The organism is Rhodoplanes elegans (genome assembly GCF_016653355.1).
Taxonomy (GTDB): domain Bacteria; phylum Pseudomonadota; class Alphaproteobacteria; order Rhizobiales; family Xanthobacteraceae; genus Rhodoplanes; species Rhodoplanes elegans.
This window is the reverse complement of the sequence record NZ_NHSK01000097.1, coordinates 1-23,736: the sequence shown is the minus strand read 5'-3', so window position 1 is coordinate 23,736 and position 23,736 is coordinate 1. Positions and strand designations below refer to the sequence as shown.

The window sequence follows — 23,736 nt, the reverse complement described above, 5'->3', positions numbered from 1 at the left end:
AGAACGATCGGACTTGAACTGCACGCAAGGAGAAGCACCATGGCGATCCATTTCAACGAGAGCGAGGTCGTGGCCGAGGCGCTGGCCGATGACGTGACGCGGCAGCGGCTGCTCGATGCGGCGCGGGTGCCGGGCGTGCTGTTCGAGCTCGATCGCATCGTGCTGTCGCCGGGCACCGCCGTGACCTTCGACATCGCGCCCGATGCGCTCGGCTGGTTCCAGATGATCGACGGTTCGGCGACCCTGCGGATGCCGGACGGCGACGCCGCGGTGCTGCCGACCCATATCGGTCTCCTGCCGCCCGGCCTGTCGGGCACGCTCGACAGCGAAGGCGGCGCGACGCTGCTGTTCGCCCTGGTGCCCGACGTCGGCTCGCTCGACCCGGCCGTGCTGAAGAGCCCGCCACCGTTCCGGCTCGTCGACTGGCGCGAGGAGCCGCTGCTGAAGTCCGAGCACGACGCCCGCAAGCGCATCTACATCGTGACGCCGAAGATGTTCGGTGTGCGGGCGATCCGCGGCGAGATGATCATCTATCCGCCCGGCACCACCTGCCCGGTGCACCATCACGAGGGCGGCGCGCATTTCATGTATTTCCTGGCCGGGCAGGGGACCTGCTACGCCGGCGAGACGCAGGAGATGCAGGTGAGGACCGGCGACGTCGTCTATTATCACGACCGCGAGCCGCACTGGGTGAAGGGCGGCGAGACCGGCGACATGATCTTCTCGGAGTTCTTCGTGCCGAGCGCGGTCGCCACCGTCTGGGCCGATCCCTCGAAGGTCTGCACCTGGATCCCGATGGGCGTGAACCATCGCGGCGGCGCCCCCTCCCGCACCATCGAGAAGCACGCCCACGGCCCGATGGCGGAGGTGTGAGGACGGGGCCGATCCAGAAGCGCAACGGCCACGGCCTTTCGGATGGCGGCGCGTGTTGTCACCGGCGGCGCCGGCGGCCGACCAGAATAGCCGCTTCTGGTCGGGCGACCGTCACTCCATAGCCAGAAAGGGCTAGCGGAGGGCCGACAAATCACGTCGACCGGCTTTCAGGAGCCGATCCGCTCCGGAAAAAACAAGCAAAACACCGAAGGTGGGACGCTCGCCCATACACGAGTTCTTAATCGGGCCGAGGCGAATTTCTCCAAAACCGTCGCAGGTTTTACGCGTGCCAGCGCGTGCGCACCCCCGCGCCTTCCTCTCGATACGATCAAGGACCAGGACATGATTCGGCGCTTCAGCGACCTCGGGACGCTGCGGAAGATCTCGATCGCTTTCGTCTGTCTGCTCGCTGTCAGCTTCGCCATCAGCGGGATCAGCTGGGTCGTCACCGGCCGGCTCGAATCTGCTGCCCAGATGACCGAGCACACCTACAAGGTCCTGATGCGGGTCGACACCCTGGTCGCCGCCATGGTCGACCGCGAGACCGGGATTCGAGGTTATCTGCTGTCCGGTGACGCGCGCTTCCTCGAGCCGTTGCGCAACGGCGAGACCACCTACGCCAAGGCTCTCGCCGAGGTGCGCCAGCTCACCGCCGACAATCCGGCCCAGCAGCGCCGGTTCGACGACGTCGACCGCATGGTCCAGTCCTGGAAGCAGGCGGTGTCGGATCGCGTCCAGTCGATCCTGCAGAACCCCGCCAAGCTCGACGAGGCGCGTCAGATCGAGCTGTCCGGCGCCGGCAAGACCGCGATGGACGGGATCCGGGCGAAGGCGAAGGAGATCTCCGACATCGAGCTGAGTCTCCTGAAGGAGCGCAGCGGTGCGGCGGCAGCAGCGGCCGAGCTGGCCCGGGTCACGATGATCGGCGGCGCCGTCGTGATTCTGGCGATGGTCGGCGGCTTCCTGATGCTGCTCAACAAGGGCATGGTGCAGCCGATGGTGGCGATCAGCCGTGCCGTGCAGTCTGTTCCGGCCGGCGAGTCGCCCGTCGTCCCGGGCGGCGAGCGCAAGGACGAGATCGGCGACATCGCCCGCGCCTTCGCGGCCAATGCCGAGCGGATGGCGGCGCTTGCCAAGCAGCAGCGCGAGCGCGACGAGCGCGCGGCCGTCGAGCGCAAGCAGGCCATGCTCGGCCTCGCCGATCGGTTCGACGCGGCGGTCGGCGAGATCGTCCGGACCGTCTCCACGGCGTCGTCGCATCTCGAGGGGGCGGCGGTGACGTTGAGCAAGACCGCGGAGACCACTCAGACCCTGTCGACGACGGTCGCGACCGCCTCGGAGGAGACTTCGGCCAACGTGCAGTCGGTCGCCTCCGCCACCAATCAGATGTCGTCGTCGGTCGGCGAGATCAGCCGCCAGGTCGCCGAATCCGCCCGCATCGCCGGTGAGGCCGTCCAGCAGGCGCAACGGACCGACGATCAGATCAACGAGCTGTCGCAGGCGGCGAACCGCATTGGCGACGTGATCAAGCTGATCACGGCGATCGCCGAGCAGACCAATCTCCTCGCGCTCAACGCCACGATCGAGGCGGCCCGCGCTGGCGAGGCCGGCAAGGGCTTCGCGGTCGTCGCCCAGGAGGTCAAGGCGCTCGCCGCCCAAACCGGCAAGGCGACCGGCGACATCTCGGCCCAGATCGCCGGCATGCAGTCGGCGACCCAGGTGGCGGTCGGCGCGATCAAGGAGATCGGCGGCACCATCAAGCGGATCTCCGACATCTCCGGCAGCATCGCGGCGGCCGTGGAAGAGCAGGGGGCGGCGACGCACGAGATCGCCCGCAACGTCCAGCAGGCCGCGCAGGGCACCACCCAGGTGGCCGACAACATCTCGCAGGTGAATCTCGGCGCAGGCGAGACCGGCGCGGCCGCCTCGCAGGTCCTCTCCTCGGCCCAGTCGCTGGCCGGCGAGAGCAACCGCCTGAAGACCGAGATCGAGACGTTCCTGTCGATGGTGCGGGCCGCCTGAGGCGGGACGGTCCCCGGCGGCGCGGGCGTGCCCGGGTCCTGCCGTGGCGCAGGAGATCGAGGAGCGGCCGGCCAAACCGGCCGCTTTTTTCGTTTCGGGTCCGTTGACAAAGCCGGCGTCGGACCGCCGAATGGCCGCCCCGCGTTCCTACCCCGAAACGGTAATGAGCAACGTCAATCCAAACCCGTTCACCACCCGCCCCGAGATCGAAGGCTCGTTCGGCGTCGTCACCTCCACGCACTGGATCGCGACCGCGGTCGGCATGTCGATCCTGGAGAAGGGCGGCAACGCGTTCGACGCGGCGGTCGCCACCGCCTTCACGTTGCAGGTGGTGGAGCCGCATCTCAACGGCGCCGGCGGCGACGTGCCGATCGTGCTCTACGACGTGCGCAAGGGGCGCCCGGAGGTGATCTGCGGCCAGGGGCCGGCCCCGGCCGGCGCCACCATCCGCTACTACCGCGGCCTCGGCCTCGACATGGTGCCGGGCACCGGGCTTTTGGCCGCCTGCGTGCCGGGCACGTTCGAGACCTGGATGATGCTGCTCGCCGAATACGGCACGCTGCGTCCCGCCGACGTGCTCGCGCCCGCCATCTATTACGCCCGCGAGGGCCACCCGCTGGTCGAGCGCGCCCATGCGACCATCCGCTCGGTTGAGACGCTGTTCCGCCAGCACTGGCCGACCTCGGCCGCCGTCTGGCTCCCCGGCGGCACCGTGCCGGAGACCGGCAGCCTGTTCGTGAATCGCGGCCTTGCCGACACCTATGCGCGCATCCTGCGCGAGGCGGAAAGCGGCGGTGGCGGACGTGAGCAGGAGATCGCGCGGGCCCGGAAAGCGTGGTCGGAGGGATTCGTCGCCGACGCGATCGATCGCTTCTGCCGCACCCAGAAGGTGATGGACACGTCCGGCGAGGCCCATCGCGGCATCCTCACCGGCCACGACATGGCGACCTGGAAGCCGCGCATCGAGGCGCCGCTCACCTACGACTACGGGCGCTACACGGTGTGCAAGGCGGGGCCGTGGTCGCAGGGGCCGGTGCTGCTCCAGCAGCTCGCGCTCCTGAAGGGCTTCGCGCTCGACGGGCTCGACGTCGCCGGGGCGGAGTTCATCCACACCGTCGTGGAATGCGCCAAGCTCGCCTATGCGGACCGCGAGAAGTTCTACGGCGATCCGGACGTCGTGAAGGTGCCGATGGATGTGCTGCTGTCCGACGCCTACAACGACGCGCGCCGCAAGCTCGTCACCGACGCGGCGTCGCTGGAGCTGCGGCCCGGCTCGGTCGAAGGCTTCGGCGGCGACGTGAAGCTGCGCCGCGCCGGCGAGGTGCCGGTCGCGGCCGGCGCCGGCGAGCCGACGGTCGGCAAGATCGCGGCGAAGCCCGGCGAGGTGCGCGGCGACACGGTGCATTTCGACATCATCGATCGCGACGGCAACATGATCTCGGCGACGCCGTCGGGCGGCTGGCTGCAGTCGTCGCCGATCATCCCGGAGCTCGGCTTCTGCCTCGGCACGCGCGCCCAGATGTTCTGGCTGGAGGAGGGGCACCCGGCGGCGCTCGCGCCCGGGAAGCGGCCCCGCACCACGCTGTCGCCGACGCTGGCGCTGCGCGACGGCGAGCCCTATCTGGCGTGGGGCACGCCGGGCGGCGATCAGCAGGACCAGTGGAACCTGCAGCTCTTCCTGCGCCACGTCCATGCCGGGCTGAACCTGCAGGAATCGATCGACGCGCCGGCCTGGCACTCGGAGCACTTCCCGATCTCGTTCTGGCCGCGCACCGCGCGTCCCGGCGTCCTCGTGATCGAGGAGCGGGTGTCCGAGGAGGTGCGGCGCGATCTCGCCGCCCGCGGCCATGTCGTCGAGGTCGGGCCGGCGTGGTCCGAAGGCCGCCTCACCGCGGCCTCGCGCGACGGCTGGCGCCGCCGCGCCGCCGCCAATCCGCGCGGCATGCAGGGCTACGCGGCCGGCCGGTGAGGGCGGCTGCCGTCTTCCGAATCCGTCATGCCCGGCCTTGTGCCGGGCATCCACGTCTTTTCGAGAATGCCCGCGAGTCACTGTCGTGGATGGCCGGGACAAGCCCGGCCATGACGACCGAGAGGCCGTAGAGAGACCCCCATGAGCAACGTGATCAGATCGTCGCGCGCCGGCGCGGTCGTGACCCTGGTGATCGACCGGCCGGAGGAGAAGAACCTCCTCACCATCGCGCAGGTGCGCGAGCTCACCGCGGCCATCAAGGAGGCTTCGGCGACAGACGCCAAGGCGATCGTGATCCGGGCGAACGGGCCGGACTTCTGCCGCGGCCGCGATCCGCGCGACGGGTCGGGCGCCCCCAACGCGCTGGCGCTGCGCACCTCGACGCTCGAGCCGATCCTCGCCGCCTATGCGGCGATCGAGGCGGCGCCGCAGCCCGTCATCGCGCTCGTGCACGGCGCCGCGCACGGCTTCGGCACGGCCGTCACGTCGGCCTGCGACATCTCCATCGCGGCCGACACGGCACGCTTCAAGCTCCCCGAGATGGAGCACAATCTGCCGCCGACGCTCGCCATGTCGGCCGTGGTGCCGAACGTCTCGAAGAAGGCGCTCGCCTGGATGGTCTTTGCACTCGAGGAGCTGACGGCTGAACAAGCGTTGCAGATCGGGCTCGTCAGCACCGTGGTGCCGGAGGCCCAGCTCGACGCTGCGCTGGACAAGGTGCTGGCGACCGTCACGTCGCGGGCGGCGCCGTCGCTGGTCGCCGTGAAGGATTTTCTGCGCGTCGCCTATCACATGGAGCCGCGCGGGCTCGCCGACTATTCGGCCAACGCGCTCGCGACGGTGCTGTCGTCACGCGAGCGGTAGAGGGAGCCGCCGCGTGGAGCTGATCGAAGAGAACGGCTCGCCGTTCTGGCGGTTCTCGCTCGCGACCTACCGAAAGCCCAGCGTCGCCGAGGCCTGCCTCGCCCTCCAGGACGACCACGGCGTCGACGTCAACGTGCTGCTGTTCGTCATGTGGCTCGGCACGCAGGGGCGGCGGCTCGATGCGGGCGAGATCCTGCGGGTGCGCGACGCCGCGGCCGGCTGGGCGGGCGACGTGGTGGTGCCGCTGCGCATGATCCGGCGGTGCCTGAAGGACGCGCCGCCGTTGGTCGCGTCTGCGGCGGCGCAGGCGTTCCGGACGCAGGTGAAGCGGCTGGAGCTCGAGGCGGAGCGGCTGGAGCAGGAGGCGCTGTTCGGCCTCGCCGCGACGCTGCCCGTCCCCGACGGCACGCCGCCGGAGGCCGCGGTGGGGGCCAATGTCGAGACGCTGGCGCAGGCGATGGGGACGGCATTTCCGGCCGCGGCGGTCGAGCGGCTGGTTTCGGCGGTGGTGTAGATCACGAAGCGGGTCAGGCACTCCGATCACCTCTCCCCAGCGGGAAGAGGTCGGGGTTCGCGCCGAAGGCGCGAAGTCCGGGTGAGGGGGGCCGAGGCTAGCCAACCAGCGCCGTAAACCCTCACCCCGGTGCGCGCTGTCGCGCGCCCCGACCCTCTCCCTCAGGGAGAGGGGAAGAACCGTGATCAGCGCGTGATCACGATCTTCTGGTACAGGCCGCCGAAGTAGGACTGGCGCGGCCACTCGGTCTTCGACCAGGGCGCCGGCATCCAGGTGGTCAGCTTGTGCTTCCACAGGTCGAGCGCGAACGGCTCCAGATAGCCGAGCACCGGCTTGAACCAGTAGCGCCACGGGTGCCACCAGTCGGGCTTGGCGTAGTCGACGATGACCACCTTGCCGCCCGGCTTCACCACCCGGAAGATCTCGGCCAGCGTCTTCTCGCGATGCTCGACCGGCTGCTCGTGGAACAGCAGGTAGACGATGGCGCGGTCGTAGCTCGCATCCGGGAAGTTCAGGTCGGCCGAATCCATGTTGAGGAGGCGGACCGGCGCGTCGGCCTTCAGCTTGCGGCGCACGTTGCGCAGCTGCGCCGGCACGATGTCGATGACGTCGAGCCGGCCCCCGCCGGCGGCGACGCGATCGGCGAGATGCGGCGTCAGATCACCATAGGCGCAGGCCACCTGCAGGGTCTGGCCGGGAAGCTCGTCGCCCATCTCGGCGAGCGCGGCGTTCCGCAGCTTGGCGTAGTTGCCCCACAGGATGAAGTTGATGATCGGCTGGTGGTCGAAGAAACGGATCGCGTTCGGGTGAATATAGGCCCACCAGTAATGCTTCTCGAGATAAGAAGGAATGGAGACGACGGGAGCTTTCGCACTGTCCACCGGCGAGCCGGCCTCGATTCGCACCGAAGTCGACGATCGAACTGCAGCACTCTGCATGTGTAGTGACCTCGAAGCGGGTGGGGGATCCCGCAAGAGTTCATGCCCCCTGGGATCGACCATCGCATTGGCCCCCGTGCAACACCTTGAGAAAACGCAAGACTGAAACTCCGGGCACGTCCGCCATGCGCGGGCGGCGCAACGATGGTCAGCGATCGACGACCAGCGCCTGATAAAGTCCACCAAAATACGAGCGCCGCTCGATTTTCCGGTCGGGCGGCAGGGCCGGCATCCAGCCCGAGACGTCCTCGCGCCAGAGATCGAGCGCAAACGGTTCCAGCGCGGCCAGCACCGGTGCGAATACGTAGCGCAACGGGTTCCACCAGTGCGGCTTCGCGTAATCGACGATGACGAGGCGGCCGCCCGGCTTCAGCACCCGCACCGCCTCGGCCAGCGTGCGGCGGCGCCAGCTCTCCGGCTGCTCGTGCAGCAGGAAGAACAAGAGCACGCGGTCGTAGCTCGCGTCGGGCAGCGGCAGGGCCGACGAATCGGTCTCCAGGAGCCGCGCCGGCGCGTCGGCGGCGAGCTTGCGGCGCAGATTGTCGAGCTGCACGGGCAGCACGTCGACGATGTCGACCGCGCCCTGGCCGGCACTCACCCGCTCGACCAGGTGCGGCGTGAGGTCGCCATAGGCGCAGGCGACCTGCAGGGTGCGGCCGGGCAGGACGTCGCCCAGCAGATCGAGCGCGGCGTCGCGCAGGCGGGCGTAGTTGCCCCACAGGATCAGGTTGGCGAGCCACTGCCGCTCGAACACCTTGACGGCGTTCGGGTGCACATAGGCCCACCAGTAATGCACGTCGAGATACGACGGAATCGCCGGCGCCGAGGCCGCCTCGCGATGCGGCATCCCGGCCTGGGTGCCGCCCGAAACGGCCTGTGTCGCGACCGCTGACTCCATGTCGTTCTCCCCCGCTCCGGACCGAACAGCTCCTAATCTACCGCATAGCACACACCCGCCGGACGCAACATCCTTGGCTTTACAGAACCCTTGTCATGGAGCCCTTACGCAGTGTTGCTTATGGGCCATCAGTGCCGGCGTGGTGCGGCCGATTTCGATTGCCGCCTCCCTGAGGCGGGCCGATACTCGGCCGGCTCGGAGCACGGTGCGGCCGCGGAGCGCGGCGAGGTGCGCCGCCGAGGGGCGGGCGGTGCGGCACCGGAGCGATCCGAGCAGGAGATGCCGCGATGAAAGCCCGAGACGTGATGACGAGCCGGGTGCTGACGATTGCGCCCGAAGCCTCCATCGAGGAGGCGATCCGGCTGATGCTGGAGAACCGCATCAGCGGGCTGCCGGTGGTCGATGCCGGCGGCGCGCTGGTCGGGATCGTCACCGAAGGGGACTTCCTGCGCCGCGCCGAGACCGGCACGGCCCGCAAGCGGCCGCGCTGGCTCGAGTTCCTGGTCGGCCCCCAGAACCTCGCCACCGACTATGTCCGCTCGCACGGCCGGCGGGTCGAGGAGGTGATGACCCGCTCGCCCGTGACGGTCGACGAGGACGCCGGGCTCGACGCCGTCGTGTCGATCATGGAGCGCAAGCGGGTGAAGCGCGTGCCGGTGGTGCGCGACCGCCGGGTCGTCGGCATCGTCAGCCGGTCGAACCTGCTGCACGCGCTGGCGAGCGTCAGCCGCGACCTGCCGGACGCGCCGGCCGGCGACGCCGAGATCCGCACCCGGGTGATGGCCGAGATCGCCCGCCAGCCGTGGGCGCCGGTCGCCCTCGTCGACGTCGTCGTCAAGGACGGCATCGTCGAGTTGTGGGGCAGCATCACCGAGTCGAAGCAGGGCGAAGGCCTCAAGGTGCTGGCCGAGAACACGCCCGGCGTGAAGGGCGTGGTGAGCCACCTCGCCTGGATCGAGCCGATGTCCGGCCTCGTCATCAGCGAGCCCGACGCGCCGCCGACCCGCAAGGCGGGGTAGTCGAAACCCGCCCCGGCTTCAGTCTCGTCATTCCGGGGCGCGGACCGTCAGGTCCGCGAGCCCGGAATCCTTACCCCCGGCGCCGGGGGCTCACGCGAGACAGTGGTTATGGGGCCCGGGCTCGGCGCTTCGCGCCGCCTCGGGACGACCAAGGGCTCGGGGACGAACGCGGTCGGTGCGATGCCCTGCGCGCCCTGCATCGGCACATGTCATACAAGGGGTGGTCCGTCCCTCCGGCAGCCGCTATGACAAGCGGCTCTCGGAGGAAACAAAAAATGCCCACAGCGAAGACGATCGACACGCACGCTCACATCCTGAGCGACGAGACCATGCGGATGATCGCCAAGGAAGCCCCCGCCGTCGCGCCGAAGATCACGCCGATCGACGACGCCTTCTCGGTGCTCGAGGTCGCCGGCGTGCCGTACCGTCCGTTCCCGCGCGGCGGCTGGAATCTCGAAACCCGACTGAAGGACATGGACGCGGCCGAGGTCGACATGCAGGTGCTGTCGAACACGCCGCAGACCTTCCTCTACACCATCGACGCGTCGCTGAACGCCACCCTCGCTGCACTGCAGAACGACCAGATCGCCGCCACCGTGAAGGCGCATCCCGACCGCTTCATGGGGATCGCGACGCTGCCCATGCAGGCGCCGGAGCTGGCGGCCGCCGAGCTGACGCGGGCGATGCGCACGCTCGGGCTCAAGGGCGCCCAGATCGGCTCCAACGTCAACGGCCGCAATCTCGACGATCCGGCGCTCGAGCCCCTGTGGGAGGCCGCGAACGCGCTCTCCGCCTTCATCATGATCCACCCGACCCAGGTGGCTGGCAGCGACCGGCTGAAGTCGTATTACCTCGCCAACCTGATCGGCAATCCACTCGACTCGACCATCGCGGCGGCGTCGCTCGTGTTCGGCGGCGTGATCGCGCGCTTCCCCAAGATCAGGTTCCTGTTCGTCCACGGCGGCGGCTTCGTGCCGTATCAGTTCGGCCGCTGGATCCACGGCTGGCAGGTGCGCTCCGAGCCGCAGGTGCATCTGAAGGAGTCTCCCGAGGCGGCGCTGAAGACCTTGTGGTTCGACAGCATCCTGCATGCGAAGGAGCCGCTCGAGTATCTGGTCGCCTCGGCCGGCGTGCACCGCGTCGTGCTCGGCAGCGACTACCCTTACGACATGGGCACGCTCGAATGCGTCCGTCAGGTCCGGGCGCTGTCGATCCCGGACGCCGACAAGGATCGCATCCTGCGCGGCGGGCCGCTGGCCCTCGCCGGCGCGGCCGAGCAGCGGAGCGCCGCATGAACGCGCCCCAGAAGCCCACGACGTCGGTCAGGCGCGCGCCCGCCACCGCGGTGGAGAGCCTAATCGCCGACTGCCTCGCCGCCGCCGGCGCGCCGCGCGACGATGCCGAGACCGTCGCGGCGCTGATGACCGAGGCGGACCTCACCGGCGCCGACGCGCACGGCGTCTTCCGCCTGCCGCAATACGCCCGCCGCCTGAAGGCGGGCGGCTTCAACAGGACGCCCAAGATCCGGGTCGAGCGCACCGCGCCGGCGACCGCGCTGGTCGACGGCGACAACGGCATGGGCCATCTGGTGGTGAAGCGGGCCGCCGCGACGGCGATCGAGCTCGCTCGCGAGACCGGCGTCGCCTGGGTCGGGGTGCGCGGCTCCAACCACGCGGGCTCGGCCGGGCTCTATGCCGAGATGCCGGTCGCGCACGGCATGGTCGGCCTCTACTCGGCCGTGGCGAGCGCCAACCACATGGCCGTGTGGGGCGGCAACGAGCTCTTGCTCGGCACCAACCCGCTCGCCGTCGCGGTGCCGACCGGGGCGGGGCCGATGGTGCTCGACATGGCGACCACGGTCGTCTCCTACGGCACCATCAAGAAGCATACGCTGCAGGGCCTGCCGATGCCGGAGGGCTGGCTGATCGACCGCGAGACCGGCGAGCCGATCACGGATCCGGCGCAGAGCGGCCGCGGCCTGTTGCTGCCGATCGGCGGCTACAAGGGCTCGGGCCTCGCGCTGATGCTCGGCGCGCTCGCCGGCGTGCTCAACGGCGCCGCCTTCGGCCGCGACTGCGTCGACTTCAACGCCGACGACACCAGCGTCACCAACACGGGGCAGTTCGTGGTGGCGATCGACGTCGCCCGCTTCGTCGGGCTGGATCGCTTCGTCGCCGAGGTCGATCGCCACGTCGCGGATCTGCGCGCCACCGGCCGGATGCAGGGCGTCGAGACGATCCGGCTGCCCGGCGACCGCCGCCGCGAGTGCCGGGCCGAGCGCGAGGCCTCGGGGATTCCGCTGCCCGAGGCGCTGATCGTCCAGCTCGACAAGGTCGCGGCGGAGTTCTCCGTGCCGCCGGTGTTTTCGCGGTAGGGACGTTCTGGTCGCGACGGGCCTCGTGCCCCGGACAAGGCGCATCGGGCCGCAGGCGCGATGCGCCGCAGAGCCGGGGCCCAGGGGCGGCACGGCAGGGCGCCTCGCCATCGATGCCGACCGTGCGGCCTCTGGGTCCCGGCTCGCGTTGCACCGCTCCGCGGTCCAGCGCGTCCGGGACACGGACGTCGTGTGATCTCGCTGCGTCTATCTCACCAGCATCGGGAACGTGACGGCGATCGCCCAGGCGAAGGCGAGCGCGTTGGCGAGGCCGCCGACCCACGGGTGGCCGGTGCGTGCAAACGTCCAGCGGCTGAACAGGCCGTAGACGACGAAGAAGGCGAGGATCACGGGCACGATCAGAATGAGAAAGAACAGCGCCCGCAGGTTCAGCGCGACCGCACCGGCGAGCGACAGCAGGAACAGAAGCTTGGTCGCCGCGTAGGCGCCGCGTCCGGTGCCGGGGCCGCGCGTCGCCCACTCGTCGGCGAGGAAATACGGCACGGTGCCGGCGGCGAGCGCCAGCACCAGAAGCCAGCGCGGCCCGACCGGCACGAAGGATGTGACGAACCAGTCGATCGCCCCGCCGAGCGCCCCGATCGCATAGGCCGTGACCAGCGTGGTTGCGAGCAGGAAGGCGGCGACGGCGCGGGCGGACCAATGAAAGCCTCCGTCAGTCCGGGGTGCCGTCTGCACACCCGCATCCCGGACTGACCAGCGCCTCACGACGAAAAGCATCAGCGCCGTCAGCAGGCCGTAAACGGCGAAATGCACGGCGAGATAGTCGCCGACCAGCACGGGCAGGAAGCTGGTCGGCGCTTTCCAGAGCAGCAGTGGCGTCGCGACCGCCGGCACCACGGCGACCGGCCACAGCCGCCGCCACGGCAGGCCGGCGCCCTGCGGGGTCGACGCGACGCGCGGCAACAGGCCGGCGAGCGGCTTCGCCAGCAGCACGATGCCGAGGATCAGAAGGCCGATCCAGGCGCCGCGATCGTCGACGTAGCCGGAGCCCGCGTGCCGGAATACCTGGTCGAGCCAGAGGAGCGCCTCGCGGCTGCTCGCCGGGCTGTAGAGGACCGCGATGTGCTCGACGCTCGGCGAGAACGCGGCACGCCGCGCCGTGCCGTCGGCGAAGCTCCCGTAGGTGACGCCGGCCTCGACCGGACCGCCGACCGCCATGCCGACGGCGCGCAATGCCTCCTCCTTCAGCCGGCGTTCCCAGTCGCCGACTACGACGAGGAGGTTCTTCGGGCTGTCGGGGCGCACCGCCGGCGAGAACATCGACACGGCGACCACGGCGGCGATCTCGGGGTCTGCCTGCGCGGCCCGCACGATGATGTCGGACGCCATCGAGTGGCCGAGCAGCGCGATGCGCCCGTCGCCGCCGGGAATCCCCTTCGCGAAGGCGACGACGCGGGCGACCTCCTCGACCAGCAGGATGGTCGTGCCGCTCACCTTCGTGATGTCGCCGCCGAGCTTCTCGGCGTTGCGCCCGTGCCCGGCGAAGTCGAACGTGACGGCGACGTAGCCGTTGCGGGCCAGCGTCACGGCGAAGGGCTGCATCAGCTGCTGCGAGCCGGCGAAGCCGTGCGCGATGACGATCACGGGCGCGGGCGACGCGCCGGCCTGACGATAGATCGTCACCGGCGTCGTGCCGACCGTGGTGCGCTCGATCGTCAGCCCCGCCGTGGTGGCGACGAGCTGCCAGAGTGCAATCGCGACGGCGAGCGCGCCCGCGATCCCGAGCACGACGGCGAGGAGGGGAGCGAACGCGCGAAACCGGGACACGGGACCTCTGCGGAGCGTTTCGAAGAGCCCCGTGGGTATGGCGATGCGACCCGGCCGGCGCAAGCGGTGCCGTGTCGCAACCCGTCGTGAGCCAATTCCAAAGCTCCGTCATGCCCGCGCTCGTCGCGGGCATCCACGTCTTCGCCGAACATCGGTGTGGAAGAGCGTGGAGCCTGGACGAGCCCCACAGGCGTTGCTTTAGGCGCGAGGGCACGGCCTCTCGGTGGTCGTCGTCCGCGCAGGCGGACGACCCAGTATCCACTGGCCTCACGTTGTTTCAGTCGAAACGCTGCGGCGTACTGGGTGCTCCGCCTGCGCGGAGCACGACGAAGGAGAGGCTTCGGATCCGGACTTTGCGCCTATGCGCGTTCGCGGGGACACGCCGAGGGCGCCTCACAATCCCCCGTCCACCATCAGCTCGATCAGGAACGGACCGTCGTCGGCCAGCGCGCGGTCGAGGGCCGGGGCGATCTGGTCGGGGCGCTCGACCCGCACGGCCGGGACGCCGAGCCCGTGCGCGAGAAAGTCGAAGCGCAGGTTCTGGGCGGCGAGGTCGAAGCTGTCCGGGAACGGATCGGTCTCGGGCAGGCCGAGGCCGCGCCGATAGTCCAGCAGATTGTATTCGAGGATGCGGTACTTGCGATTGTTCAGGAGCACGAACTTGGCGCCGATGCGATAGCGCGCCGCGGTCGCCAGCGCCTGCACGGTCGAGATGCCGCCACCGTCGCCGGCGAAGCCGAACACGAAGCGGCCCGGGTGCGCCACCTTCAGGCCGACGGCGCCCGGCAGGCCGGTGCCGAGCATGCCGCAGCGGGTCTGGAACCAGGTGCCGGGGATGTCGGGCGGCAGATGGCGCAGCAGCTCGGGCGCATAGGTGAGCGCCTCGTCGAAGATCAGGGCGGGCGCGGGGAGTGCCTTCAGTCGGGCGGCGAGCGCGGCGAAGAATTTTGGCGCCCGCAGCGGCACCGTGTCGGGCAGGGCCGCGTCGGCGGCGAGCGCCGCCGTCAGCGCCTCGGCCTTCGCGGCGGCGTGTCGCGCGGTGCGCGCCTTCGCCTGCTCGTGCTCGGCCGCCGTCATGGTCGCGCGCAGCGCCGCGGCGAGCCGGCCGAGCGCGACTTTCGGGTCGGCCAGCATCCCGATCTCGACGCCCTCGTTCTTGCCGATCTCGGAGACGCCGAGATCGATCTGCACCCGCCGCGCGCCGGGCGCGAACACGCCCGCGGTTAGCGGGAACACCTCGGGCAGCACCGTCGTGCCGACGATCAGCACCACGTCGGCGGCCGCCGTGACGGGTCGGCTCGCGGCGCCGAACATGTGGCCCAGAAACCCGCCGAACAGCGGATGCGAAGCCGGCAGGTTCACCTCGGAGGCGTTGCCGCCCCACACCACGGCGCCGAGCAGCTCGGCCACGGCGGCCAGCTCCGGCTGCGCCTCGGCGGCCGCGACCCCGTCGCCCATCAGGATCAGCGGCCGCGCGCCGGTGCGCAGGAGCGCGGCCGCCGCCTTGATCGTGGCGTCGTCGGGCGCGACCCGGGTCTCGACCAGCCGGGTCGGTTCGACGGTCTCGGGGCAGGGTTGGTCGAGCACGTCCATGGGCAGGGTGAGAAAGACCGGCCCGCAGGGCGGCGTCGCCGCCGTCTTGATGGCGCGGCGGGTGAGGCGCAGCAGCGAGCCCGGATCGACCACCCGCCAGGCGCAGGGGCCGGCGTGGTCGGACTTCACGAAGGGCTTCGCGATGGTCGGCAGGTCGGCCGCCATCTGGCCGTCGAGCGCCTCGTAGCGCAGCCCCGCCTCGCCGGCGAACACCACCATGGGCGTATAGCCGCGGCGCGCGTAGTACATCATGCCGAGCCCGTTCGCGAGGCCCGCATAGGAGTGGAGCTGCACCAGCGCCGGCCGCCGCCACGGCCGCGGGTCGCCGTCCCGCTGCACCGCCGGGGCGGCGCGGGCATAAGCGTCGGCGATCGCCACGGCCGGTCCCTCGTGCAAAGCGAGGATGTATTTCAGCCCGGCGAACTCCTCGGCCCGCAGCGCGTCGAGGAGGTTCTCCTCCGAGCTGCCCGGATTGCCGAACACATACGGGATGCCGTCGGCGACGAGCTGGCGCAGGAACGCGAAACGCCCGGTGGTCGGGCGCGTCGAGACAGGTGCGACCGGTGTCCTTCCGGTCCGCGGGTCGGTGTCGGACTTCGCCATGCGGCCTCCCTGGCGCGACGCCCTAGGCCCCGACGAGAGCCGGCGCTCGCGTAGTGGTTGCGACTATGGCGAATGCTCCTAAAAGATGTAAGGCGCGATTGGTGCAATTCCCGGTGAGCGAGGACGGCCCGGTGGCGCCGTGGCTCATGGGCCCATCACGAGGTTCGGTGAAAACGTTTTCACCGAAATCGGCGGTGCTGGGAGGGGCGGGACGTGATCCTCGCGAGGTCTTTCAGGGCGCTTCGGGACCGGCCCGCGACGGCCTCCCTGCGGAGCAATTCCGGCTGGTGGGTAACGGCATCGCACGGGTATCGCGATTGTCGCGTTTGCGACAGCGATGGTCTCCCGCTCCGCGCTCGTCCCGTGTCGTGAAGTCGACAGCGCTTCCGCTGGGGCGGCCGGCGATCACGGACATGTGCCCATAATTCATGCGCGTAATCCGCGATCCCCCGGAGGGCGGAGCTGGCCTGCTTCCTGCTATGGTCGCGGCGGGGTGCGCTGCAACGTTCGTTCCGCGGCGTGCCGATGCGGCGACGGCCGACCTCGGGACGCCCGAGGGGCGGGCCGGTCGCTCGCGGGACTGGCGTTGGGGGCCTCGATGACCGACAGCACGACCGTGGACGAGAGGCCGGGGGCCCCGGCGGTCGATGCCCCGGCCCCGGAGGCGGGAGCCCCGCCGGCCGAGGCGCGCTGCCCGTTCCACAGCGGCGCGATGGGCGCCGCCGGGATGCCGGGGGCCATGGCGGCGCCGCGACCCGCCTCGGTTGCCGACGACGGCCCGAAGGTGATGGTGCTGACCGGGGCCTCTCGCGGCATCGGGCACGCGACCGTCCGGCTGTTCGCCGAGAACGGCTGGCGGATCATCACCTGCTCGCGCCAGCCTTTCGACCGCGCCCGCTGCCCGTGGGAGGAAGGGCCGGACGATCACGTCCAGGTCGATCTCAACGATCTGCGCGCCCTCAACCTGGCGATCGTCGACATCAAGGCCCGGCTCGCCGGCCGGCCCCTGCATGCGCTGATCAACAATGCCGGCATCTCGCCGAAGGCGCCGGACGGCGCCCGGCTGTCGTCGCTCACCACGCCGGTCGCCACCTGGACCGAGGTCTTCAACGTCAACTTCCTGGCGCCGGTGCTGCTGGCGCGCGGCCTGTTCGACGAGCTGAAGGCCGGGCGCGGCACGGTCGTCAATGTCACGTCGATCGTCGGCTCGCGCGTGCATCCCTTCGCCGGGACGGCCTATGCGACGTCGAAGGCGGCGCTCGCCTGCCTGACCCGTGAGATGGCGCATGATTTCGCGCCCCATGGAATTCGCGTCAACGCGATCGCGCCCGGCGAGATCAAGACCGACATCCTCTCGCCCGAGACCGAGGAGCGGCTCGCGCCGCTGATCCCGATGCGGCGCGTCGGCTCGCCCATGGAGGTGGCGTCGGTCCTGCAGTTTCTCTGCTCCGACGCCGCCAGCTACGTGACGGGCGAGGAGATTCACATCAACGGTGGTCAAACTCTCTGAACCGGAGCGACGGCCTTTCTTCTTGTTGCGGCGATTTGAATGACAACGTCTGTTTTATTGCTTCCGTCCCCGAAAAGTCGTGCGCTGATCGAGAACAACGTCGGCTGTGCCAAAGATCTGTCACATCCCGGCGCAGCGGATGATGCGCACCGAATGAGCTTTTCGAGCAGGTCGCGGCACCAAATATAGGCGCGACAGCCTTGCGATTCCCACGCATACTTATGATTGAAAAACACTGCAGTGGGATGGAGCACCGAGGACGATGGAGCGCAGCGCATGCTTCATGCTGATCCCGAGCGCCCGACCCGAGCGGCGGTAGCCACGACGCCGTCGGCCGCGCGCAGCGAGATCGCCCTCACGGGCGTCTACGAAATCTCGAAGATCCTGACCTCGGCGAGCCGGCTCGAGACGATGCTGGCGAACGTCGTGAATCTGCTCGCCTCGTTCATGCAGATGCGCCACGGCGTCATCTCGCTGCTCGACGACGACGGCATCCCGGCCATCGCGGTCGGCGCCGGCTGGACCGAGGAGGCGGCCGACCGCTTCCACGCCAGCCTGCCGCAGAAGGCGGTCGGCCAGGTGATCGTCACCGGCATGCCGCTCGTGGTGCCGAACATCGCGTCGCATCCGCTGTTCGAGCCGGACGACGTCGACAAGCTGACGCGCGACACGACCGAGGTCGTCTCCTTCGTCGGCGTGCCGATCCGTATCGGCCAGAAGGTCGTCGGCACGCTGACGATCGATCGCGTGTTCGACGCCCAGTCGGCGCAGCGGCTCGACTTCGACGTCCGCTTCCTAGTCATGGTGGCGAACCTGATCGGCCAGACCGTGCAGCTCCATCGCGTGCTGCTGCGCGACCGCGAGCGGCTGCTGACCGAGAGCCATCGGCTGCAGAAGGAGCTCGACGAGTACAAGCCGCGCAGCGTCGGCAACGCGGCGATCGCCGGCATCGTCGGCGAGAGCCCGGCGATCCGCTCGCTGCTCGACAAGGTCGCCGTGGTGGCGCGCTCGCGCTCGACCGTGCTGCTGCGCGGCGAGTCGGGCACCGGCAAGGAGCTGTTCGCCCGCGCCATCCACGACCTGTCGCCGTGCGCCGGCGGACCGTTCATCAAGGTCAACTGCGCGGCGCTGCCCGAATCGGTGCTCGAGTCGGAGCTGTTCGGCCACGAGAAGGGCGCCTTCACGGGCGCCATCCAGGCCCGCAAGGGCCGCTTCGAGCTCGCCCATGGCGGCACGCTGTTCCTCGACGAGATCGGCGAGATGTCGCTGGTCTTCCAGGCGAAGCTGCTGCGCGTCCTGCAGGAGGGCGAGTTCGAGCGGGTCGGCGGCACCAAGACCATCAAGGTGGCGGTGCGGCTCGTCACCGCGACCAATCGCAATCTCGAGGAGGCGGTGGCCAAGGGCGAGTTCCGGGCCGACCTCTACTACCGCATCAACGTCGTGCCCGTGATCCTGCCGCCGCTGCGCGACCGCAAGAGCGACATCCCGCTGCTGAGCCGCGAGTTCCTGGCCCGCTTCAATCACGAGAACGGCCGCACTTTGGAGCTCGGCGCCGGTGCCGTCGAGGTGCTGTCGAGCTGCCTGTTCCCCGGCAATGTCCGCGAGCTGGAGAACTGCGTGCGCCGCGCCGCGACGCTCGCCGCCGGCCCGACGCTGGCCGCCGACGACTTCGCCTGCCGCAACGATCAGTGCGTCTCCGCCATGCTGTGGCGCGGCCGCAACCTGCAGAGCTTCGTCCCGCCGTCGGTGCCGATGCCGTCGGCCGTGCCGATGCCGTCGGCGCCCCCGGCGCACGCCGGTTGCGGTCCGCGTCCGGTGCCGGCCGAGCCGCCGCCGCAAGCCGACGTGGCCCCGTCGCTGCACGACGGCGACGATCTCCGCGGCGGCCGCGGGTCGGAGCGCGAGCGCCTCGTCGAGGCGATGGAGCGGGCCGGCTGGGTGCAGGCCAAGGCCGCCCGCATCCTCGGCCTCACCCCGCGCCAGATCGGCTATGCCCTCAAGAAGCACGGCGTCGAGCTGAAGCGGTTCTGATCACACCGGTCCCGGACCCGCGGCCTGACGCGAACCCGGCCGATTCTCCGGTGCGTGCCCCGGACAAGGCGCGACCGGCCGCAGGCCTGTCGCGCCGCAGAGCCGGGGCCCAGGGGCGGTCCGGCAATCACATCATCTGATCGCCCCTGGGTCCCGGGTCGCGGCGCAATGCGCCGCGCCCGGGACACGAGCTTCGTGTCCTGGCGCCGATCGTCATCAGATGTCGGGTCCACCGGGCGCGGCGCTTTTGCACGCCGGCGGTCACCTCACGGCGAGCCACGTGAGCCTCTCAGTCGGTCTTCCGAGCACCGACACCCCTGTCGGGGATGCGACACGATCGCGTCGGGTTGGGCGCTGGTTGTCGGACGCGCGACAGGCCCGGGCGTCGGACCAAATCGGCAAGTGGCTGACAACACGAATGTTCCTCGCGTGGCACAGGTCTTGAAACACGATCCGGCGTCACCGCCCGTGAGGACCACCGATGGCCAACTTCGTGTCGCTCGACAGCCTCTCCGGAACGACCTCGGCCGACGCCATGCGTCAGGCCCTCGGCGCCTCGGGCTGCCAGTCCTCCTCGTGCGGGTCGAGCGGCGGGCAGGGCGACATGTCGCCGGAGCTGTGGGCGCGGATCAAGGACCATCCGTGCTACTCGGAGGAGGCGCACCACTACTTCGCCCGCATGCATGTGGCGGTGGCGCCGGCCTGCAACATCCAGTGCAACTACTGTAACCGCAAGTACGACTGCGCCAACGAGAGCCGCCCCGGCGTCGTCTCCGAGAAGCTCACGCCCGACCAGGCCTTCCGCAAGGTCGTGACGGTCGCCAACGAGGTGCCGCAGCTCTCGGTGCTCGGCATCGCCGGGCCGGGCGACGCGCTCTACGACTGGAAGAAGACCAAGGCCACGTTCGAATTGGTCGCGCGAGAGATTCCCGACATCAAGCTGTGCATCTCGACCAACGGGCTGGCGCTGCCCGACCATGTCGACGAGCTGGTCGACATGAACATCGATCACGTGACGATCACGATCAACATGATCGATCCCCTGATCGGGACGAAGATCTATCCGTGGATCTTCTACGACCACAAGCGGTGGACCGGCCTCGTCGCGTCGCAGATCCTGCACGAGCGGCAGATGCTCGGCCTCGAGATGCTGGCGGAGCGCGGCATCCTCGTGAAGGTCAACTCGGTGATGATCCCCGGGATCAACGACGAGCACCTGAAGGAGGTCAACGCCGCCGTGAAGGCGCGCGGCGCCTTCCTGCACAACATCATGCCGCTGATCTCCGATCCGGCGCACGGCACCCATTTCGGCCTCACCGGCCAACGCGGACCCAAGCACGCCGAGCTGATGGCCCTGCAGGAGGCGTGCGCGGGCGGCGCCAACCTGATGCGCCACTGCCGTCAGTGCCGGGCCGACGCGGTCGGCCTCCTGGGCGAGGACCGCGGCCAGGAGTTCACGCTCGACCAAATCCCCGAGGAGGTCGCCTACGACCCGTCGATTCGCTCGACCTATCGCGAGGTCGTGGCGCGCGAGCGCCAGGACCACGTCGCCGCCAAGCAGGAGGCGACCGCGGTGCTCGACGAGACCGACAGCGCCGCCCGCATCCTGATCGCGGTCGCGACCAAGGGCGGCGGCCGCGTCAACCAGCATTTCGGTCACGCCAAGGAGTTCCAGGTCTACGAGGCCTCGGCGGCGGGCGTGCGCTTCATCGGCCATCGCAAGGTCGAGGACGCCTACTGCCAGGGCGGCTTCGGCGAGGACGCCACGCTCGACAGCGTGCTGAAGACGCTGGAGGGCGTCGACACGGTGCTGTGCGCCAAGATTGGCGACTGCCCGCAGGGGCAGCTGAAGGGCGCCGGCATCACGGCGACCGACGCCTACGCGTTCGAGTACATCGAGACCGCCATCTCGGCCTGCTACGCCGATCGTTATGGACGGCCCGTCCAGGCGCAGGTCGCCTGACCGCACCGTCGCGAAGAAGGAGAGACTGCCATGGCCCTGAAGATCGTCGCGTCGCAGTGCACCGTGTGTGGGGCCTGCGAGTTCGAGTGCCCGAACAGCGCCATCAAGATGAAGCGCGACATCTACGTGATCGACCCGGCGAAGTGCACCGAGTGCGAGGGGCATTTCGACGCGCCGCAGTGCGCGGCCGTGTGCCCGGTCCCCAACACCTGCATCGCCGCCTGAGCGCCGCGCCATGGTCGCCGCGGGCAGCCAGGCCGCCGCACCGGAGCCGACCGACTGGCTCGGTCATCCGGTGTCCTGTGCCGACTGTCCGCACGAGGAGATCCGGGCCGAGGGCCGCTGCGACCGCGGGCGCATCTGCGTCCGCGACCGCCGCGCCCGTCGCATCGACCGCTTCTTCGCCGGCAATCCCGGCGAGGCGGAGCAGTACCTGAACCATCCCTATTTCGAGATCCGTGCCCTCGCGGCGCGGCGCGCCAGCCTGTTCCTGCTGCCGGCGCTGATCGACGACCCGGAGCCCGACGTCCGCGCCGTGGTGGCGCAGCGTCTGCCGCTCACCCGTGTCATCAAGCTGCGCGAGGATCCCGACCGTAAGGTCCGCATGGTGATGGCGCAGCGCCTCGAGGGCGCGGCGCTCGTCGCCATGCTGGGCGATCCAGATTACGCCGTGCGGCTCGTCGCCGTGCGCCATGTGCCGCCGGACGTGCTGCCGGGCGCCATGCAGGATCCCGACCCGCAGGTGCGCTGCGAGGTGGCGCGGCGGGTGAAGCCGGACGTGCTGCCGGCCATGCTCTACGATCTCGACCCGCTGGTGCGCATCGCGGTCGCCGAGCGGCTCGAACCGTCGCAGCTCGTCGCGTTGGCCGACGACGAGGATCTGCGGGTGCGCTTCATCGTCGCCGAGCGCGGCGCGCCCGCGGCGCTGCCGCTGCTGCGCGACGATCCCGATCCCGAGGTGCGGCAGCGGGCGCGCGACCGCCTCGCCGGCCTCGCCCCGCCCACCCTCGTCGTGTCTCCCGTCATCGAACCCAAGGAGGGACACGATGGGCCTCGGCCGTGAGGAAGAGGTCGAGATCCGCTCGGCGCCGCGCTTCATGCCGGGCGAGAAGGTGCAGTCGACCAAGCACATCAAGAACGACGGCACCTATCCGCGCCGCGAGATCGGCGACATTCTCGTGCGCAAGGGCGATGTCGGCTATGTGCGCGACATCGGCACCTTCCTGCAGCAGTTCTACGTCTACGCCGTCGAGTTCGTCGACCGTGGCACCATCGTCGGCATGCGCGGCCGCGAGCTCGTGAGCCTCGATCGTCCGGTCGTTCCGGCCGGTGCGGCCGATCTGGTCACGTCGGCGGCTGTCACGTCCGACACCGACGCCGTCGAGCCTCGCACGTCCGAGACCGTCGCCTCCTAGACGGTCGATTGTCCGACATTCTTTACCTCCAAGCCCGGGAACCCACGCCGTGAAGATCATGATCCGCAAGACCGAGAAGGGCCTGTCCGCCTACGTCCCCAAGAAGGATCTCGAGCAGCCCATCGTCGAGCTGGAGAAGGACGCGATGTGGGGCGGCTGGGTGAAGCTGAAGAACGGCTGGGTTCTCGTGTTGCCCGAGATGCCTGCGGAGACGCGCCTGCCCATCACGGTCGAGGCGAAGCGGATCAGCGAGGACGCATGAGCACGCCCGAGGTTGTGGCCGAGACATCTGCCGCGACGGCGGCCGAAACGGCGCTCGCCGACACGCTCGGGCTGCCGCCGGTCGGCGGCCCCGAGCGGCTGCCGGCGCTGGTCGCGGCGCTGAAGGCCGGCCGCGTGGTGCCCTATCTCGGCCCCGACCTCCTGTCGGACGAGACCGACGGCGTGCCGCGCACGCCCGAGGCGCTGGCGCTGGCGCTCAATGCGCGGGCCGCCGTCTCGGCCCGCATCCGCGGCAATCTGTGGGCGACGGCGCAGTCGATCGAGAGCCGCCGTCATCGCAAGACCCTGACCGCCGTGATGGCCGAGATCTTCCGCAAGCCCGTGGTGCCGACGCCGCTGCAGCGGGCGATCGCCGCGCTGCCGCTGCCGATGGTCGTCGACACCTGGTACGACGGCGCCATGCGGCGCGCCTTCGTCGAGAGCGGCCGCTCCGACTGGGGCGAGATCCAGGGTGTCACCCGGGCGCACGCGACCGGCGACATCTGGTGGCGGGCCTATGACGCGCAGGGCCGCGAGGTCGAGCCGGAGACGGCCGTCGACTGGACCACGATCCTCTACAAGCCGCATGGCAGCGTCGTTCCGGCGGAAAACTTCCTCGTGTCGGATTCCGACTATGTCGAGGTTCTGACCGAGATCGACATCCAGACGCCGATCCCCGTGCCGGTGCAGGAGCGCCGCGTCGACCGCGCCTTCCTGTTCGTCGGCGCCCGCTTCCACGATCAGACGCTGCGCATCTTCGCCCGCCAGATCTCCAAGCGCTCCGGTGACGGCCACGTCGCGCTGGTCGACCCCACCGTCCTGACCCGCAACGAGGCGCGCTTCCTGGCCGCCGCCGGCGTCGCGCCGATCGCCGCCGGCCCGGCCGACCTCGCCGCCGCGCTCGGCTGAGCGCCAACACGCAGCGTAGGGTGGGCAAAGGTGCGCCGAGGCGCGCCGTGCCCACGCCGACGGGCGCCGTCGATCGCACTCGGCCGCCGGTGCGCGACCGCGTGGGCACGCTTCGCTTTGCCCACCCTACGTCTCCGGCCCTTCTCCTCTCCCCACATCGCTCGTGCCCGGGGCTCACCCCCCCTCCCTATC

The 23,736-nt window shown here is 70.0% G+C and carries 20 protein-coding genes; 16 read left to right on the top strand and 4 right to left on the bottom strand.

Annotation, left to right across the window (positions count from 1 at the left end):
• The first annotated feature begins 39 nt into the window (after positions 1–39).
• From CCR97_RS12910 to CCR97_RS12890, 5 genes are all read left to right on the top strand, one after another.
• Positions 40–873, top strand: a complete 834-nt coding sequence (locus CCR97_RS12910) for a cupin domain-containing protein (protein WP_111358401.1) — start codon at positions 40–42, stop codon at positions 871–873.
• A 342-nt stretch (positions 874–1,215) separates the two neighbouring features.
• Positions 1,216–2,895, top strand: coding sequence for a methyl-accepting chemotaxis protein (locus CCR97_RS12905; RefSeq protein ID WP_111358400.1), 1,680 nt, complete (start codon positions 1,216–1,218; stop codon positions 2,893–2,895).
• Between the two features lie 163 nt (positions 2,896–3,058).
• On the top strand, positions 3,059–4,864 hold the full coding sequence (locus CCR97_RS12900) for a gamma-glutamyltransferase family protein (RefSeq protein ID WP_111358399.1): 1,806 nt from the start codon (positions 3,059–3,061) through the stop codon (positions 4,862–4,864).
• Between the two features lie 141 nt (positions 4,865–5,005).
• Positions 5,006–5,728 carry an enoyl-CoA hydratase/isomerase family protein gene (locus tag CCR97_RS12895; protein ID WP_111360678.1) on the top strand — a complete coding sequence of 241 codons (723 nt, stop codon included), beginning with the start codon at positions 5,006–5,008 and terminating at the stop codon, positions 5,726–5,728.
• A 13-nt stretch (positions 5,729–5,741) separates the two neighbouring features.
• Positions 5,742–6,242: a TIGR02444 family protein gene (locus CCR97_RS12890; RefSeq protein WP_170146118.1), complete on the top strand. Its 501-nt coding sequence runs from the start codon at positions 5,742–5,744 to the stop codon at positions 6,240–6,242.
• A 185-nt stretch (positions 6,243–6,427) separates the two neighbouring features.
• On the opposite strand, the gene rquA (CCR97_RS12885) is transcribed toward CCR97_RS12890, so the two are convergent.
• A complete protein-coding gene (gene rquA / locus CCR97_RS12885) occupies positions 6,428–7,123 on the bottom strand; it encodes a rhodoquinone biosynthesis methyltransferase RquA (RefSeq protein WP_111358995.1) in 696 nt (231 codons plus the stop codon).
• A 205-nt stretch (positions 7,124–7,328) separates the two neighbouring features.
• Positions 7,329–8,078 (bottom strand): rhodoquinone biosynthesis methyltransferase RquA, encoded by a 750-nt coding sequence (gene rquA / locus CCR97_RS12880; protein ID WP_201159542.1) that lies wholly within the window; start codon positions 8,076–8,078, stop codon positions 7,329–7,331.
• 287 nt (positions 8,079–8,365) lie between these two features.
• Here rquA (CCR97_RS12880) and CCR97_RS12875 point away from each other — a divergent pair, with 287 nt between their 5' ends.
• From CCR97_RS12875 to CCR97_RS12865, 3 genes are all read left to right on the top strand, one after another.
• Positions 8,366–9,097, top strand: a complete 732-nt coding sequence (locus CCR97_RS12875) for a CBS domain-containing protein (protein WP_111358992.1) — start codon at positions 8,366–8,368, stop codon at positions 9,095–9,097.
• 275 nt (positions 9,098–9,372) lie between these two features.
• Positions 9,373–10,392, top strand: coding sequence for an amidohydrolase family protein (locus CCR97_RS12870; RefSeq protein WP_170145976.1), 1,020 nt, complete (start codon positions 9,373–9,375; stop codon positions 10,390–10,392).
• Complete coding sequence (locus CCR97_RS12865; RefSeq protein ID WP_111358990.1) at positions 10,389–11,471, top strand: Ldh family oxidoreductase; 1,083 nt, start codon at positions 10,389–10,391, stop codon at positions 11,469–11,471. The genes CCR97_RS12870 and CCR97_RS12865 overlap by 4 nt, the downstream gene beginning before the upstream one ends.
• A gap of 207 nt (positions 11,472–11,678) precedes the next feature.
• Here the strand turns inward: CCR97_RS12865 and CCR97_RS12860 are convergent, their stop codons facing one another.
• Positions 11,679–13,259: an alpha/beta hydrolase gene (locus CCR97_RS12860; RefSeq protein WP_201159541.1), complete on the bottom strand. Its 1,581-nt coding sequence runs from the start codon at positions 13,257–13,259 to the stop codon at positions 11,679–11,681.
• 393 nt (positions 13,260–13,652) lie between these two features.
• Positions 13,653–15,455 carry a thiamine pyrophosphate-binding protein gene (locus CCR97_RS12855; protein ID WP_111358166.1) on the bottom strand — a complete coding sequence of 601 codons (1,803 nt, stop codon included), beginning with the start codon at positions 15,453–15,455 and terminating at the stop codon, positions 13,653–13,655.
• 727 nt (positions 15,456–16,182) lie between these two features.
• On the opposite strand from CCR97_RS12855, the gene CCR97_RS12850 reads away from it, so the two are divergent.
• The 8 genes from CCR97_RS12850 (at position 16,183) to CCR97_RS12815 (ending at position 23,544) form a co-directional block, all read left to right on the top strand.
• The gene (locus CCR97_RS12850) at positions 16,183–16,965 is read left to right on the top strand and encodes an SDR family NAD(P)-dependent oxidoreductase (protein ID WP_244670423.1); all 783 of its coding nucleotides are present in this window, start codon (positions 16,183–16,185) and stop codon (positions 16,963–16,965) included.
• Positions 16,966–17,241: 276 nt separating this feature from the next.
• On the top strand, positions 17,242–18,996 hold the full coding sequence (gene nifA, locus CCR97_RS12845) for a nif-specific transcriptional activator NifA (RefSeq protein WP_111358167.1): 1,755 nt from the start codon (positions 17,242–17,244) through the stop codon (positions 18,994–18,996).
• Between the two features lie 481 nt (positions 18,997–19,477).
• The gene (gene nifB / locus CCR97_RS12840; protein ID WP_111358168.1) at positions 19,478–20,959 is read left to right on the top strand and encodes a nitrogenase cofactor biosynthesis protein NifB; all 1,482 of its coding nucleotides are present in this window, start codon (positions 19,478–19,480) and stop codon (positions 20,957–20,959) included.
• Between the two features lie 30 nt (positions 20,960–20,989).
• On the top strand, positions 20,990–21,184 hold the full coding sequence (locus tag CCR97_RS12835; protein ID WP_111358169.1) for a 4Fe-4S dicluster domain-containing protein: 195 nt from the start codon (positions 20,990–20,992) through the stop codon (positions 21,182–21,184).
• Positions 21,185–21,194: 10 nt separating this feature from the next.
• Positions 21,195–22,022 carry a 4Fe4S-binding leucine-rich repeat protein gene (locus tag CCR97_RS12830; RefSeq protein WP_111358170.1) on the top strand — a complete coding sequence of 276 codons (828 nt, stop codon included), beginning with the start codon at positions 21,195–21,197 and terminating at the stop codon, positions 22,020–22,022.
• Positions 22,006–22,374, top strand: a complete 369-nt coding sequence (locus tag CCR97_RS12825; RefSeq protein ID WP_111358171.1) for a nitrogen fixation protein NifZ — start codon at positions 22,006–22,008, stop codon at positions 22,372–22,374. Before CCR97_RS12830 ends, CCR97_RS12825 begins: the two co-directional genes overlap by 17 nt.
• 49 nt (positions 22,375–22,423) lie before the next feature.
• A complete protein-coding gene (gene nifT / locus CCR97_RS12820; RefSeq protein ID WP_111358172.1) occupies positions 22,424–22,636 on the top strand; it encodes a putative nitrogen fixation protein NifT in 213 nt (70 codons plus the stop codon).
• The gene (locus CCR97_RS12815) at positions 22,633–23,544 is read left to right on the top strand and encodes an SIR2 family NAD-dependent protein deacylase (protein WP_111358173.1); all 912 of its coding nucleotides are present in this window, start codon (positions 22,633–22,635) and stop codon (positions 23,542–23,544) included. Before nifT ends, CCR97_RS12815 begins: the two co-directional genes overlap by 4 nt.
• Positions 23,545–23,736: the final 192 nt, after the last annotated feature.